At 71.4% G+C, this 14484-nt stretch carries 13 protein-coding genes; 10 read left to right on the plus strand and 3 right to left on the minus strand.

Features of this window, described 5'->3' with window-relative positions; all coding sequences use genetic code 11:
- Nucleotides 1-18: 18 nt before the first annotated feature.
- The 3 genes from FXF52_RS25545 to FXF52_RS25555 form a co-directional block, all read right to left on the minus strand.
- Nucleotides 19-948 (minus strand): SCO2523 family variant P-loop protein, encoded by a 930-nt coding sequence (locus tag FXF52_RS25545; RefSeq protein WP_148800867.1) that lies wholly within the window; start codon nucleotides 946-948, stop codon nucleotides 19-21.
- Nucleotides 949-2790 carry an SCO2524 family protein gene (locus FXF52_RS25550; RefSeq protein ID WP_148800868.1) on the minus strand — a complete coding sequence of 614 codons (1842 nt, stop codon included), beginning with the start codon at nucleotides 2788-2790 and terminating at the stop codon, nucleotides 949-951. It abuts the gene before it with no gap.
- A gap of 504 nt (nucleotides 2791-3294) precedes the next feature.
- Nucleotides 3295-4140 (minus strand): SMP-30/gluconolactonase/LRE family protein, encoded by an 846-nt coding sequence (locus FXF52_RS25555; RefSeq protein ID WP_148800869.1) that lies wholly within the window; start codon nucleotides 4138-4140, stop codon nucleotides 3295-3297.
- A 129-nt stretch (nucleotides 4141-4269) separates the two neighbouring features.
- On the opposite strand from FXF52_RS25555, the gene FXF52_RS25560 reads away from it, so the two are divergent.
- From FXF52_RS25560 to FXF52_RS25605, 10 genes are all read left to right on the plus strand, one after another.
- Entirely contained in the window at nucleotides 4270-5289 is a 1020-nt protein-coding gene (locus FXF52_RS25560) for a substrate-binding domain-containing protein (RefSeq protein WP_187413684.1), read from the plus strand.
- A gap of 2 nt (nucleotides 5290-5291) precedes the next feature.
- A complete protein-coding gene (locus tag FXF52_RS25565) occupies nucleotides 5292-6887 on the plus strand; it encodes a sugar ABC transporter ATP-binding protein (RefSeq protein ID WP_148800871.1) in 1596 nt (531 codons plus the stop codon).
- Nucleotides 6884-7891 carry an ABC transporter permease gene (locus tag FXF52_RS25570; protein WP_222870673.1) on the plus strand — a complete coding sequence of 336 codons (1008 nt, stop codon included), beginning with the start codon at nucleotides 6884-6886 and terminating at the stop codon, nucleotides 7889-7891. The genes FXF52_RS25565 and FXF52_RS25570 overlap by 4 nt, the downstream gene beginning before the upstream one ends.
- A complete protein-coding gene (locus FXF52_RS25575; RefSeq protein WP_222870674.1) occupies nucleotides 7891-9009 on the plus strand; it encodes a zinc-binding dehydrogenase in 1119 nt (372 codons plus the stop codon). Before FXF52_RS25570 ends, FXF52_RS25575 begins: the two co-directional genes overlap by 1 nt.
- A gap of 22 nt (nucleotides 9010-9031) precedes the next feature.
- Nucleotides 9032-10300 (plus strand): DUF4380 domain-containing protein, encoded by a 1269-nt coding sequence (locus FXF52_RS25580; protein WP_187413685.1) that lies wholly within the window; start codon nucleotides 9032-9034, stop codon nucleotides 10298-10300.
- The gene (locus FXF52_RS25585) at nucleotides 10297-11052 is read left to right on the plus strand and encodes an SDR family NAD(P)-dependent oxidoreductase (RefSeq protein WP_222870675.1); all 756 of its coding nucleotides are present in this window, start codon (nucleotides 10297-10299) and stop codon (nucleotides 11050-11052) included. The genes FXF52_RS25580 and FXF52_RS25585 overlap by 4 nt, the downstream gene beginning before the upstream one ends.
- On the plus strand, nucleotides 11049-11813 hold the full coding sequence (locus FXF52_RS25590) for a FadR/GntR family transcriptional regulator (protein ID WP_148800874.1): 765 nt from the start codon (nucleotides 11049-11051) through the stop codon (nucleotides 11811-11813). The genes FXF52_RS25585 and FXF52_RS25590 overlap by 4 nt, the downstream gene beginning before the upstream one ends.
- A complete protein-coding gene (dgoD, locus tag FXF52_RS25595; protein WP_148800875.1) occupies nucleotides 11803-12948 on the plus strand; it encodes a galactonate dehydratase in 1146 nt (381 codons plus the stop codon). The genes FXF52_RS25590 and dgoD overlap by 11 nt, the downstream gene beginning before the upstream one ends.
- Nucleotides 12942-13580, plus strand: coding sequence for a bifunctional 4-hydroxy-2-oxoglutarate aldolase/2-dehydro-3-deoxy-phosphogluconate aldolase (locus tag FXF52_RS25600; RefSeq protein WP_148800876.1), 639 nt, complete (start codon nucleotides 12942-12944; stop codon nucleotides 13578-13580). The genes dgoD and FXF52_RS25600 overlap by 7 nt, the downstream gene beginning before the upstream one ends.
- Nucleotides 13577-14484 (plus strand): sugar kinase (locus tag FXF52_RS25605; RefSeq protein WP_148800877.1); only part of this gene is annotated, 908 nt, incomplete at its 3' end. The genes FXF52_RS25600 and FXF52_RS25605, both read left to right, overlap by 4 nt.

Below are 14484 nucleotides of genomic sequence, written 5' to 3' on the forward strand. Positions count from 1 at the left end.
ACCTGACATCCACGCCAATCACACGGTCTCCCATGCCGTTTCATCAAAAAGCTTCTCGGTCAGATCCACGAAGGCGTCCACGGTCTTCGCGTTCGCAATCTTCGTCTGCACGTCGTGGTCCGAGATGAGCTGCTCCCGCCACTGCAGCAAGGGGTCCAGCGGCACCGCGCCGAGCAGCGTGGTGCGCCCGACCCCCCGCCGCCGGGCCAGCTCCGACAGCTCCGCGTCACACTTGCGCAGGAAGGCCTGCTGGGCGAGATCGAGGTGACCGACCTCGGGACCCCGCGAGTCGATCACCGCGGTGCGGATGAACCGCAGCGACTCGCGCAGTCGCTCCGGCTCGTGGCCGTACTCCTTGCCCATGGCCACGATCCCACCGGCCTCGAAGGCCAGGTCCGCGGCGGCCGTGACGTGCTGGGGAGTCCACCGGTGGAAGACCAACCAGCGAACGTTCACCTTCCGCAGCGTCGACGTGGCGGTAGCGGCCAACGCGATCTGGCTGGCGTAGGACCGACCGGCGCTGAGATCCACCAGCGTCAGGTCGAACTCCTCCTCCAGACGAAGGAAGAGCTCGGCGCAGCGCTTGGCGATGTCGTTGGTGAAGCCGAACTCACTGCCGTTGCGCTGCCCCGGCAGCAGCACCAGCGGACCCGACCCGATCGGCCGCTGCCGCAGGCTGGCCCGCTCCGAGGTGCCCCACACGTCCAACTGCTCCGGGGACGGGATCTCCCCGCGCAGGTACCGGTGCAGGCCACCCCCGTTCGGCCCGGCGCCCTCCACCCCGTTGACCGCCTGCGGAATCTGGAACGTGATACCCGCCGTCGGCGAGCCGAAATCGTAGTCCAGATAGCAGGTGGGACGGCCGGACAACGCGCTGCGGTAGGCGATGTTCGCCGCGGTCACCGACCGCCCGGTGCCGCCCTTGTGCGACGTGACGAAGACCAGCATTCAGATCCCCTCGCTGGCTTTCTGCTGCCCGGTGGTGACGTCGTTGAGCAGCAGCAGCAGGGTGTTCGCCAGGGCGGCCGCCGTGCCCGGACGCTCGTCCACCAGCATCTGCGCCCGGCGCAGGCTGGCCCGGATGCTGCGCATGCTGCGCTGCATCGCCTCACCGGCGAACGTGCCGCGCATCAACTCCCGGTCGAACAGGTACTCGGCCTCGTCGATGAGGTCCTGCGCGTACGCGGCGAGCCGGCCGGCCCGCGGGAACGGCCGCTCCCAGAGCAACTGACCGGCGCTGACCAGCGCCTGCACCACCCGCTCGGTCAGATACCAGGAAGGCGCTTCCGGCTTCGGCGCCAGCCCCGGGAAGGCGCCACCGGCGTGATCCCACAGCCCCCGGTGCCGGCCGTCCGGCATCCGCCGCAGCAGCAGGTGATCCCACACCTCGTCGGCCAACTCCAGCAGCTCACTGCGCCCGCGGGCGTTGCTCAGCAGACCCGCGACGGTGGCCGCCCGCTGCAGCAGCACCGTGGAGAATTCGTTGACGTTCCACGTCATGATCGGCTTCGACGTGTCGTCGTTCAACGTCACCCGCTTGCCCGGCGCGTGCACGATCAACGCCGACTCGTCAGGCGAGGCACGCCGGGTGATCCGCGCCCGCTGCGCCAACTCCACCAGCACCGCGGCGATCCGCCCGAGCTCCTCGTCGGCGCCACGCCCACCGGCGAGCAGCCCCTTCACCGCCAGCGAGGTGGCCTGCAGGGTGTAGTAGTCGGTCCGGTCACCGTCGGTGGTCCGCCACGGAATGTCCTCGATGGGCCACCGCCGCCGGTTGTCGAAGGTCGCCACCGTCGCCCAGTAGGTGCGGGTCAGCTCCCACCGCAGTTGCAGTGCCCGCGACAGCCGCTGCTGCTCCTCGTTGAGCAAACCGAGCAGGCGGGTGCGCTCGGAGTTCAGGTCCTCGATGGCGTCCATCGCGATGACCGTGAAGTAGAGGTAGGGAGCGTTCTCCGCCGCGCCCTCGCGTTGCAGGCCGATCGGTTCGCTGGTCGGGACCTCCTCGGCCCCGGCGATGACCCCCCACGACCAGCCGCACTCGAAGAGCATCTCGCTGTTGTCCAGGTCCTCGGTCACCCGGCCGGACCCGATCACCACGCTGCGCAGGCTGGCCATGGTGTCCCGCAGCTGCTCGCGCAGCGCCGCCACCAGTTCGCGGCGCGGCAGCTCGTCCTGGTTGACCATGTCGCACAGCCGCACGCCGTACTCGTCGGACGCGGTGAAGACGAAGGTACTGAAGCTGCGCAGCAGGCCCACCATGGCCGCGGTGAGCCGCGCGCTGGCCATCGCCTCCAGCGTGTCGAGTTGCGCGAGCAGGTCGCGTCGCTGGGTGGAGCCACGGTAGACCTTGACGAAACCGATCGTGGCCAGGGTGAGCGTGACGGACACCGCGAACGAGTCGACGATGTCCAGGGAGCGCTGCTCCTCGGTGAGCTCCGGACCACCCTCCACCGGGTTTAGGTAGCTGCCACCGCCGAAGAGCGGGGTGCCGGTGTCGTCGGTGTACCGGGTGAAGTAATCGATCATCACGCCGACCAGCCGGCGGGGGATCTCGATCGCCCCGCCGATCGGGTTGAGTGCCTCGATGACCTCTTCGTCGGTGCGGTCCGGGTCGTCCAGCGACAGCACCGGCACCTTGGCCGCCGGGAGCAGCAGGGTCAGCAGTTGCTCCGCGTCGCTGATCGAGTTGCTGCCGCTCCGGCCACCCCAGTGCCATTCACCGTTCTGCCAGCAACTGCGCACCGTGGCCCGCCAGATGTCGAGGATCTCCTGGCGCGGCTGTATCCGCATGATCCACCGCCGTCTGCTGTAGTCGTCGACTCGAAACTGCTGGTGTTGCCGTACGCACGATGATCCACGGTGATCCACAATGGTGTGCAACAACATCGTAGCGGCCCCGTCGAGTGCCGGTAGGTCCCCATCGATGGCCGCGTGTCGGCGACGGCCTCCGCCCCTCCAGGTGCTGCTCGCGCACTGATCCACCAGGGACGGCCCACAGCCGTCGTCTTCGGCGTCGTCGGGTGGACGGAGATGAGTGAGCCGGCCTCATGTGAGTGGGGTCGTCTTCGCCGCGTTGGCCGACGGCGATCTTCTGAAACAGTGGGGTGGCGCGGTGCGCGTCACGGTGCAGCTTGGTCAAGAAGGCAGCCGGCCGACCCTCGCCGGCAGGCGCGCCCGCTTACGACTCACTGGTGGACCGCTCCCACCCGAAGGCGATCGCCATCAGGGCGAGGGCGGGCATCGGCCGCCGGCCCGTCGATGTGCGGCGGACGGCGCACCGCATGGCGGCCGCGCTCAGCCGGCGAAGGGCCGCACGGCCTGTCCGGGTATCCCCACCGCCGCCTGGAAGAGGCAGCCGGCCAGCGGATCTTCATCGGGCCGCAGACCCTCTCGCGACGTGGTGATGATCAACTCGTCGCCGCGCGGCCCACCGAGGGCACATGCCGTGACCTGACGCGCCGCGACGGTGACCACCGCGTCCAGCCGGCGGTCGGGGGTGTACCGGCGTACGGCGGAGCCACCCCACAGCGCGATCCACACGCCGCCTTCGCTGTCGACGGTCAGCCCGTCCGGAGCACCCTCATCGGGCGGGATCTCGACGAACGTGCGCCGGTCGGTCAAACCGGTCTCCGGCGCCCAGTCGAACATGTCGATGCGACCGGTGGGCGTGTCGACGTAGTAGGCGGTGGTGCCGTCAGGACTCCAGTCGAGGCCGTTGGAGATCGTTACTGCGGTGAGTTCGGGGGTCACGGAGAGGTCGGGCGCGAGCCGGAAGAGCGTTCCCCGGCCGGGGCGCGCGTCGTAGGCCATCGATCCGCACCAGAAGCTGCCGTCCGGAGCGCAGCTGCCCTCGTTCATTCGTACGCCGGGGTCGCGCCACAGCGGGTCCAGCGGCCGCAGGCTCCCGTCGGGGTCACAGAGCGCGAAGCCACGCTCGAGCGCGACGACCGCACCGCCCGCGGCGCGGGGGCGCAGCGCGGCGGCGACCTGGCCGACGTGCCGGCGTTCGACCCGGCCGTCGCCGTCGAGGCTAAGTACGTCCCCGGCGAGCATGTCGACCCACCGCAGGGTCCCGTCGGGCCACCAGGTCGGCCCCTCGCCGTGATGGGCGACGGGTCCGGTCAACGTCTGGGCTCGCACGCCGGCCTCCAGATTTTTTCATAAATTATGTTGACCTGCTGTGTCGGTCAGGTTAACACTGGTCAGCGCCTCGCTCGAGGCGGTCGGCGAGCCCTCGGGGGCTCCTGTCTGTTGGAGGTTGGGTTGGGCATGCGTCCCCGACGCTGGGCCACGGTCGCGGCGGCCGCCGCCGCGTTCGTCGTGACCCTGTCGGCGTGCAGCAGCGGCACGTCGAACAGTGCTTCCACCGGTCCGGTCAAGCATCGGTCGCTGCGTGTCGGCGCGGTCTTCATGGACTCCCAGGGCTTCTACGGCGGAGTCAAGGCCGGATTCCAGAGCGCTGCCTCGACGTCCGGGGCCAAGCTCAAGCTCGTCGAGAGCAACCCGGGCGGCGACGTCTCGAAGGAGGCGTCGTTCGTCTCCACGCTGGTGAGCTCCAAGGTCGACGCGTTGATCATCTCGGCCAGTTCCGCGACCGGCTCGGTCCCCGCGATCCGCTCCGCCGCCAAGGCGGGCATCCCGGTTGTCTGCTACAACACCTGCGTCGGCGATGCCGACATCAGCAAGTACGTGTCCGCCTACGTACAGGGCGACCCGGTCGCCTTCGGCCGGGACACCGGCAACGCGGCGGCCGACTACTTCCTCAAGGCCGGGATCACGAACCCGAAGATCGCCGTCGTCAACTGCGAGTTCGTCGAGGTGTGCAAGCTGCGGCGGCAGGGCTTCGAAGAGGCCCTGAAGGCGAAGGTGCCCGGCTACCAGATCGTGTCGAACCAGGCCGGCACCACCCAGGACAAGGCCGTCAGCGTGGCGGGCAACCAGATCCAGGCCAACCCGGACCTCGACGCGTTCTACGGTGAGTCCGGCGGCGCCACCTACGGCGCGTACAAGGCGATCCAGGCGGCGAACAAGTCCGGCAAGATCGTGGTGTTCGGCAGCGACATGACCACCGACATCGCCAACGCCCTCGCCGACGGCACGGTGATCAAGAGCATCACCGACATCTCCGGCAAGGTCACCGGCAAGCTCGCCTGGGAGCAGGTCCAGCGGATCCTCGAGGGCGACAAGTCGCTGGGCAAGATCGTGGACGACCCGATCACCGGATACACCGCCGACGACAAGGCCACCGTGCAGGAATGGCTGAAGGTTCACGCGGACGGTCTGCCGTAACCATGGGATCGCTCAACGATCAACGCAAGGTCTGGGGCGCCGGATCGGAGCACGGATCCGACCCGGTGGCCCAGACCCGGGCAGTGGTCCGCCGCTATCCCGGCGTGCTCGCCCTCGACCACGTCGACTTCGAGATGCACGCCGGTGAGGTGCGCGCCCTGCTCGGCAAGAACGGCGCCGGCAAGTCGACCCTGATCCGGCTGCTCTCCGGCGTCGAGAAGCCCGACGAGGGGACCGTCGCGATCGGTGGCACGGTCCTCACCGGCGGCGGCAGCCGCGAGGCGAGCCGGCTCGGCGTCGCCACCGTGTACCAGGAACTCAGCCTGGTGCCACAGCTCAGCGTCGCCGAGAACTACCATCTGGGCGCGCTGCCGGTCGGCCGGGGCGGCCTGGTCCGGACCGGCTGGATGAAGGACTCGGCGGAGGCCGCGCTGGCGAAGCTCGGCGTGCGGGTCGACCCGAACGCGCCCGTCGGCGCCCTGCCGGTGGCCGAGCAGCAGATGGTCGAGATCGCGCGAGCCCTCCAGGGATCGCCGAAGCTGCTGATCCTGGATGAACCCACCAGCTCCCTCGCCGCCGCCGAGGTCGACGTCGTACTCCAGGCCGTGAACCGGATCGCCGCCGCCGGCGTCGGAATCATCTACGTCAGCCACCGGTTGGGCGAGATCAGACAGATTGCCCACAGCGCCTCGGTGATGCGGGACGGCCGCCTCGTGGAGACCGTCAGCACGAGCGGCGCGAGCAGCGACGACATCGTCGCCCTGATGCTCGGCACCGCGGCGGACGCCACGGTGTCGATGAGTCACCAGTCCCCGGCGCCGGCGACCAGCCGGCCGGTCGCGCTGGCCGTACGCGGCCTGTCGGTACCACCCAAGGTGCGCGAGGTCAGCTTTGACCTCCACGAGGGCGAGATCCTCGGCATCGCCGGGGTCCGGGGAGCCGGTCGCACGGAACTCCTCCGAGCGATCGCCGGTCTCCTGCCGCCCGCCGCCGGCACCCTCACCCTCTTCGGTGAGCAGCTGCGCCGCTGGTCGATCCGCGGCATGATCCGCCGCGGCGTCGGCCTCACCCCCGAGGAACGCAAGACCGACGGGATCGTCCCGCTGCTCGGCGTCGACGAGAACATCGTCCTCGCCGATCGCAGCACGGTACGCCGCGGACCGTTACTGTCCAGCCGACTGCAGCGCGGCGCGGCCAGGAAGCTCGTGTCCGCCCTGTCGATTCGCACCCCCGACGTGACCGTGCCGGTCGGCGCGCTGTCCGGCGGCAATCAGCAGAAGGCCGTGATCGCCCGGTGGCTGCATCGCGGTAGCCGGGTCCTGCTGCTGGACGAACCGACCCGCGGCGTCGACGTCCAAGCCAAGGCACAGATCTACGAGCTGGTACGCAAGCTGGCCGACGACGGCGTCAGCATCCTGTTCGTCTCGAGCGAACTCGAGGAGCTGCCGCTGGTCTGCAGCCGGGTCGTCGTGCTGCGCGAGGGCGCGATCACCGCCGAATTGACCGGCGACAACATCACCGAATCGGCAATCTTCGCCGCCACCCTGGCAGACGGAACCGGGAGCGCGGCCCCGTCCACAACTGGGGAGTCAGTGTGAGTTCGACCGTGCAGACGGCACCCGCGCCCACCGAGGTGCAGCAACAGGTACGCCGCATGCGACTGAGCCGTGGTGTCAACGAGCTCGGACTGCTCGCCGCCATCGTCGTGTTGTACCTCGTGCTCGGCACGCAGGCGGGCGGCTTCCTGACCGGCAGCAACCAGCTGGGGATCCTGCGCGACGCCGCGCAGATCGGGATCGCCGCGTGGGGCATGACCCTGGTCATCATCGCCGGAGACATCGACATCTCCATCGGCCCGGCCGTTGCCTTCGGCTCGGTCATGGTGGCCAAGGCCGCGACGGACTGGGGCCTGGGCATCCCGCTGGCCGTCGTCCTGACCCTGGTGATCGGCACCGCCATCGGCGCGTTCGCCGGGTTCCTGCGGGCGCAGTACAACGTGCCGGCGTTCATCGCCACCCTCGGCGTCTACAGCGCTCTACGCGGCCTCGCCCAGTTCATCAGCAACGCGCTGCCGGTCCCGCTGCCGGAGTCGCGGTTCTTCGACTTCCTGGCCGGCGAGGTGGCCGGGGTGCCGACCCCGGCGGTCGTGATGATCGTCCTGCTGGCCGTCTTCCTCGTGATCGCGCTCAAGACCCCGTACGGCCGCGCGGTCTACGCACTGGGCGGCAACGCCCGCGCGGCCGAACTGGCCGGCATCCCCGTCAAGCGGATCCGGATCTCGCTGTTCGCCGTGAACGGCCTCCTCGCCGCCATCACCGGTGTGCTCCTCGCGGCCCGCCTCGGCTCCGGCAACGGCGGCTCCGCGATGGGCCTGGAGTTCGACGTCATCGCGGCGGTGGTGATCGGTGGCACGGCGCTGGCCGGTGGGTCCGGATCCATCCTGGCCACCGCCCTCGGCGTCATCTTCATCACGCTGATCGGCAACGGCCTGGTCCTGATGGGCGTGAACCAGTTCCTCCAGGACGTGGTGCGTGGCGTGATCATCGTGCTCGCCGTCCTCATCAACGTCCTGCTCGGCCGCCGCCGGAGGTTGACCTCCTGATGGCCCTGAGCAACACCGAAACCACGGAAGGCATGAGCATGTCCGGCATCCCGCAGCGCATGCGCGGCGTCTACCTGCCCGGCGACTGCACCGCGGTCGTACGCGACGTCGAGGTCCCCGAGCCCGGGCCGGGCGAACTCCTGGTGCGCGTCGGCGCCTCGGGTATCTGCGGCAGCGACATCGGCTACATCTACCGGGGCTACAAGGGCCACCGCGGTGAGGAGGGCGCCGCCTACCGCGGCGTCGTGGCCGGGCACGAACCGGCGGGGACCGTCGTCGCCTCCGGCCCGCAGGTACGCCGCTTCGGTCCGGGCGACCGCGTCCTGGCGTACCACATCGTCGGTTGCGGGGTCTGCCACAACTGTCGGGGCGGCTGGATGATCAGTTGCACCTCCCCGGTGCGTGCCGCCTACGGGTGGCAGCGCGACGGCGGACACGCCGACTACATCCTGGTGGACGAGCGCACCGCGATCGCGCTGCCCGACGAACTGTCGTTCGTCGACGGTGCGCTGATCGCCTGCGGCTTCGGCACCGCCTACGAAGGCCTGCACCGGCTCGGCGTGACGGGCTCGGACGACGTGGTCGTGGTGGGACTGGGCCCGGTCGGCCTGGCCGCCGGGATGATCGCCCGGGGCATGGGCGCCCGACGCGTGATCGGCGTCGAGCCGAGCGCCGCTCGGCGCGGCTGGGCCGAGGGCCTGGGCCTGTTCGACGCGACAGCCCATCCGGACGACTCCGGGGCGGCGGTCGCCGAGGCGACGGCGGGTGTCGGCGCCCAGGCGGTGATCGACTGCTCGGGCAGCCGGGCGGGCCGCAGCACGGGGATCGAACTGACCGCCGAATGGGGTCGCGTCTCGCTGGTCGGCGAGGGCGGGACCCTCGAGACTGAGGTGTCCGACGCCCTGCTGCACAAGCAGCTCACGCTCTACGCGTCGTGGGTGACCTCGGTGCGGGGGATGGAGCGGATCACCGCCGACCTGGTGCGCTGGGGGCTGCGCCCGGAGGCGGTGGTCAGCGACCGGTTCGACCTCGACCAGGCCGATGAGGCGTACCGGCTCGCGGCGGGAGAGAGCCGCGGCAAGGTCGTGCTGCTCCCCGGGCACCGGGACCATGAGTGACCTGCTCCCCCACGCTGTGGAGGTGACCGTCGACGAGGCCGGACCCGACGAGGTGGTCTGGCTGCGTGCCGGCGCGGTCGAACTCGGCGCGGTGCCCGCCCTGGGCGGTCGCATCCTCGCGCTGCGTCTCGCCGGTCACGAGACGCTGTACCGCAACGACGCGTTGCTCGACGAGCGCCTGCACCGCCGGGCCGACCACGGTCCCGCGCCCGACGGGACGATGGCCACCTGGCGGAACTACGGCGGGGACAAGACCTGGCCCGCGCCTCAGGGCTGGGACGGCCCCGGGCAGTGGGCCGGCCCGCCCGACGCGGTACTGGACTCCGGCCCCTACACCTGGACGGTGGCCGAGCACGGTGGCCGGGCGCGGCTGACCATGAGCAGCGCGGCCGATCCGCGCAGCGGACTGACCATCCGGCGTCTCGTCGACGTCGTTGACGGCAGCACCACGGTCACCATCACGCACCGGCTGATCAACACCGGTCCGCATCCGGTGCGGTGGGCGCCGTGGAACGTGCTCCAGTTGCCGGGGCCGGTCGCCGGCACCGGTGACGGCTGGTATGCCGGGGTCGACGACAGCCCGGTGCCGATCCGCGGGCTGCTCGCCGGTACCGGCCTGCCGTCGTGGGCCCTCGCCGACGGCGTCGTCCACGTGACGGGCCAGGACGTCGTCGGCAAGCTCGCGGTGCCCGGCGCGTCCGGCTGGCTCGCCACGGTCAGCGGTGGCCACCTGGTCACCCAACACTTCGCCGTCGATCCGGCCGGACGGTACCCCGACGGTGGAGCGCGCGCAGAGGTGTGGCTCGAGTGCCCTCAGGAGCGGGGCATCGAGTCACTCGGGGGCCTGCGGCCGACCGCGCGGATCCTGGAGAGCGAGGTGCTGGGCCCTCTGGTCGACCTCGCCCCCGGCGAACACACCGACCTCATCGTGCGGCTGTCCGTGCTCCGCTGCGGCGCGCCGCCGCGTCGGGTCACGCCCGGCGGTGTCGTGCTGCGGCACCTGCACGCCGCGCGTACGGGCCACGGGCTGCAGCTCACCGGCGCCTTCGCCACCTTCACCGACGGCACGGTGCGCTGCCGCCTCCTCGGCAGCGACGGCGCGCCGATCGCCGACCGACCGGTCACGGCCGCCGTGGCCGGTGGCGAGCTGGCGCTGGACGTGCGCACAGAGGATCACCCGGACGCAGCCGCCGTCGAGCTGGCGGTGGTACGTCCGGGGAGCCCTGACGCGGTGCTGGACACGGCCGTGATCAGCCCGCCGCCGGTGGGCTCTGGAAGGATCTCATCGTGACATCCCCGAATCTTGATCGGCGCGTCGCCGTGGTGACCGGCGCGGCCGCAGGCATCGGAGCGGCGGCCGCACGCCACTTCGCCGCCGAGGGCGCCGCCGTACTGCTGTGCGACATCGACCCGCGCGGCGAGCAGACAGCGGCCGACATCAGGGCCGCCGGTGGCACGGCCGCCTACGTGGCCGCCGACGCCGCCGCCGAGGCGGACTGGCAGCGGGTGGTCGCCACCGCTCGCGACCGGTTCGGTGGCGTAGACGTCCTGGTCAGCAACGCGGCCACCGTGGAAGTGTCGCCGGCTGACCAGCTCAGCCTGGCATCGTGGGACCGGCAGTTGGCCGTGAACCTGACCGGAACGTTCCTCGGCGTCCGGGCCTGCCTGCCACTGCTGCGTGAGCGGCGCGGCAACGTCGTCGTCGTGTCGTCCGTACATGCCGTGGTCGGGCTGCCCGGGCATCCCGCCTACGCGGCCGCCAAGGGCGGGCTCACCGCCCTCGCCCGCCAACTGGCCGTCGAGTACGGCCCGGAGGTGCGGGTGAACTGCGTACTGCCCGGGCCGATCCTGACCGGCGCGTGGGACCGGGTGCCCAAGCCGGACCGCCAGGCGAGCGTCGAGGCGACCGTGCTGAAGCGGTTCGGGCAGCCCGAGGAGGTGGCCGATGCGATCGGTTACCTCGCGTCCACCCGAGCCTCCTACGTCACCGGCGCCACCCTCACCGTCGACGGCGGGTGGACTGTCGCAAAGGACTCGGCATGAGCGCGCACACCCCGACGCCCGACCGGGCGGACCGTGCCACGAGGCACCGCCCGGCGCGCCGCCGTGGGGTGCACGGCGAGGTCGTCGAGATCATCGGCCACCGCATCGTGAGCGGAGCGCTGCCCGAGGGCGCCACGTTGAACGTCAACGCGCTCGAGCAGGAACTCGACGTCAGCCTGACGGTGGTACGCGAGGCGCTCAAGGTGCTGGGCGCGAAGGGCCTGGTGGACGCCCGGCAGAAGCGGGGCACCTTCGTCCAGCCGCGCCGCTACTGGCATCTGCTGGACGCGGACGTCATCCGGTGGCGGTTCGTCGACGGCGTCGACCACCGCTTCCTCGCACAACTCGACGAGGTACGCGAAATCATCGAACCGGCGGCGGCCCGGCTCGCGGCCGAACGCCGCACCGACACCGACCTCGAGCATCTGGACGTCGCTCTGCAGGCGATGGCCGCAGCCGACGCACCTGAGCACGTGGTGTCGGCTGACCTGGCCTTCCACCGCGCGCTGCTGGTCGCAGCCCACAACGACCTGCTCGAGCAGATGGAGGTCGTGCTGGAGGCCGGCCTGGCCCAGCGGGACCGGATCGTGCACGCCGCCGGCCACATCGACGACCCGATCCCCAGCCACGCCGCCGTGGTGGCCGGGGTCCGGGACGGAGATCCGGACGCCGCCGAGCGGGCGGTGCGGGCACTGCTGAACAAGGCGCGCGTCGACTCGCACCGGGCAATGGCAACAAGGGAGACCCGACGTGAAGATTGAACGGATCGAGACCTTTCTCGTTCCGCCACGGTGGCTGTTCTGCCGCGTCGAGACGGACGACGGGGTGGTCGGCTGGGGCGAGCCCGTTGTCGAAGGTCGCGCCGAGGTCGTCCGCACCGCGGTCGACCTCTTCGCCCAGTACCTGATCGGCCGGGACCCGCTGCGCATCCAGGACCACTGGCAGGTGATGACCAAGGGCGGCTTCTACCGCGGCGGCCCGGAGGTCTCCAGCGCGGTCGCCGGGCTCGACCAGGCCCTGTGGGACATCGCGGGAAAGGCACTCGGCCAGCCCGTGCACGTGCTGCTCGGAGGTCACGTCCGGGACCGCGTCCGGATGTACTCGTGGGTCGGCGGCGACGAGCCGGCGGAGTTGCGCGACGCGGTCCAGGAACAGATCGAGCACGGCTTCACCGCCGTCAAGCTGAACGCCACCGGCCGCTTCCCCGCCGCGGCGTCGGCCGCCGACACCCGCGCCGTCGTCGCACGCGCCGAAGCGGTCCGCGAGGTGCTCGGACCGACGCGCGACATGGCGCTGGACTTCCACGGCCGGGTGAGCGTCGCGGACGCCAGACGACTGCTCACCGCCCTCGAGCCGCTGCATCCCCTCTTCGCCGAGGAACCCGTGCTACCCGAGCACGGCGAGCGGCTCGCCGAGGTCGTCGCCTGCAGCAGCGTGCCGGTCGCGTGCGGCGAGCGGCTCTACTCGCGGACGGACTTCCTGGGGCCACTACGTGCCGGCATCGCGGTGGCGCAGCCGGACCTGTCCCACGCCGGCGGCATCACCGAGGTCCGCCGGATCGCCGCGCTGGCCGAGACCTTCGACGTACGCCTGGCCCCGCACTGTCCACTGGGTCCCATCGCGCTGGCGGCGAGCCTGCACGTGGCCTTCACGACGCCGAACTTCCTGATCCAGGAGCAGAGCGCCGGCATCCACTACAACCGTGGCGCCGACCTGCTCGACTACGTCACCGACCGGCGGCCCTTCAACTTCGCCGGCGGATACGCATCCCTTCCCACCGGTCCCGGCCTCGGCGTCGAGATCGACGAGCAGAGCGTCCGGCTCGCTGACAAGCGCGGGCACGACTGGCGCAACCCGATCTGGCGCGACGAGGACGGAGCGTTCACAGAATGGTAGAAGCAAGTCACTTCCGGTCGGTGCTCCGGCAGGACGGGCTACTGGCGATCGTCCGCGGCACCGACCCCGACGCGTGCGTCGCGTCGGTGCGGGTTCTCGCGGAGGCAGGCATCCGCCTGGTCGAGGTGTCGCTCACGAGCACCGACGCGCTCGACATCATCGCACGACTCGCGGGCTCCGGGCTCCCGCTCACGCTCGGCGCCGGCACGGTGTTGACCGAGCAGGACGCCCGCCGCGCCCGCGACGCCGGGGCTACTTTCGCCGTCACGCCCGGCGCCGGTCCGGGCGTCGCGGAGGCCGCGCGGCTCGGCATGCCGGTACTCGCCGGATGCCTGACGCCCAGCGAGGTGATCGTCGCGGACCAGGCCGGCCACATCGTCAAACTGTTCCCGGCGTCGGTGTTCGGGCCGGCGTACCTGCGGGCGCTGCGCGACCCGCTGCCGCACACCGACGTCGTACCGGTCGGAGGGGTCGACCTCGACGCCGCCCGCCAGTACCTGGCCGCCGGAGCGGCCGCGGTCGGCGTCGGTTCGCCGCTGCTCGGCGACGCCCCGCGAGGCGGCGACCTGGCGGCGTTGGCTGACCGGGCCGCACGGTTCCGGACCGCGGTCGACGAGGCGCGCCGGCCATGACCGACGTCCTCACCGTCGGCGAGACCATGGCGTCGATGCGGGCGTCCGCCCCGCTGCGGCTCGGTGGCCCGATGTCCCTGTCGGTGGCCGGCGCGGAGAGCAACGTGGCCATCGGCCTCGCCCGGCTCGGCCACACCACGAGCTGGGTGGGCGTCGTCGGCGCCGACGAGCTCGGGGCGCTGGTCCTGCGTACGCTGCGGGCCGAGGGCGTCCGGACCGACTCGGCGCGAGTCGACGCGGACCGACCGACCGGCGTGATGGTCGTCGAGCGGCGCGTCGGCGACCTTACCCGCGTCATCTACCACCGCTCCGGATCGGCGGGGTCCACGGTGTCCCCCGACGACGTCACGGCCGGCTTCCGCACTCCCCCGTCCTGGGTTCACCTGACCGGGATCACCCCGGCGCTCGGCGCCCAGGCCCGCGAAGCCGTCGACGCCGCCGTCGCCCAGGCGCGCCACGTTGGTGCGCGCGTCTGCCTGGACGTCAACTACCGGGGCAAGCTGTGGTCAGCGGCCGCCGCGGCGGCATGCCTGCGCCAGCTCGCGCCCCACGCGAGTCTGCTGGTGGCATCCGAGGACGAGCTGCACCTTGTCGCGCCGGAAGCCGCCGGCAGCGAGGAGGACATGGTGGCATCCCTGCTCGCCGCGGGCGTCGCCGAGGTGGCCGTCAAACGTGGCGCACAGGGAGCGTCGCTCTACTCTGCGGACGGCCGGATCGACTGCCCGGCGCGCACCGTGCGGGTGACCGACACGATCGGCGCCGGTGACGCATTCGTGGCGGGGCTGCTGTCGGCGACGCTCGAGAAGCCCCCCCCCGCCGCCCCCCCCGAGCGCGCGGTCGCCTGCGGAGCGTTCGCCGTAGCGGCCGCCGGTGACTGGGAAGGTCTGCCGACCCGCGCCGAACT

This window comes from Micromonospora sp. MP36 (assembly GCF_008119785.1).
GTDB lineage: Bacteria > Actinomycetota > Actinomycetes > Mycobacteriales > Micromonosporaceae > Micromonospora.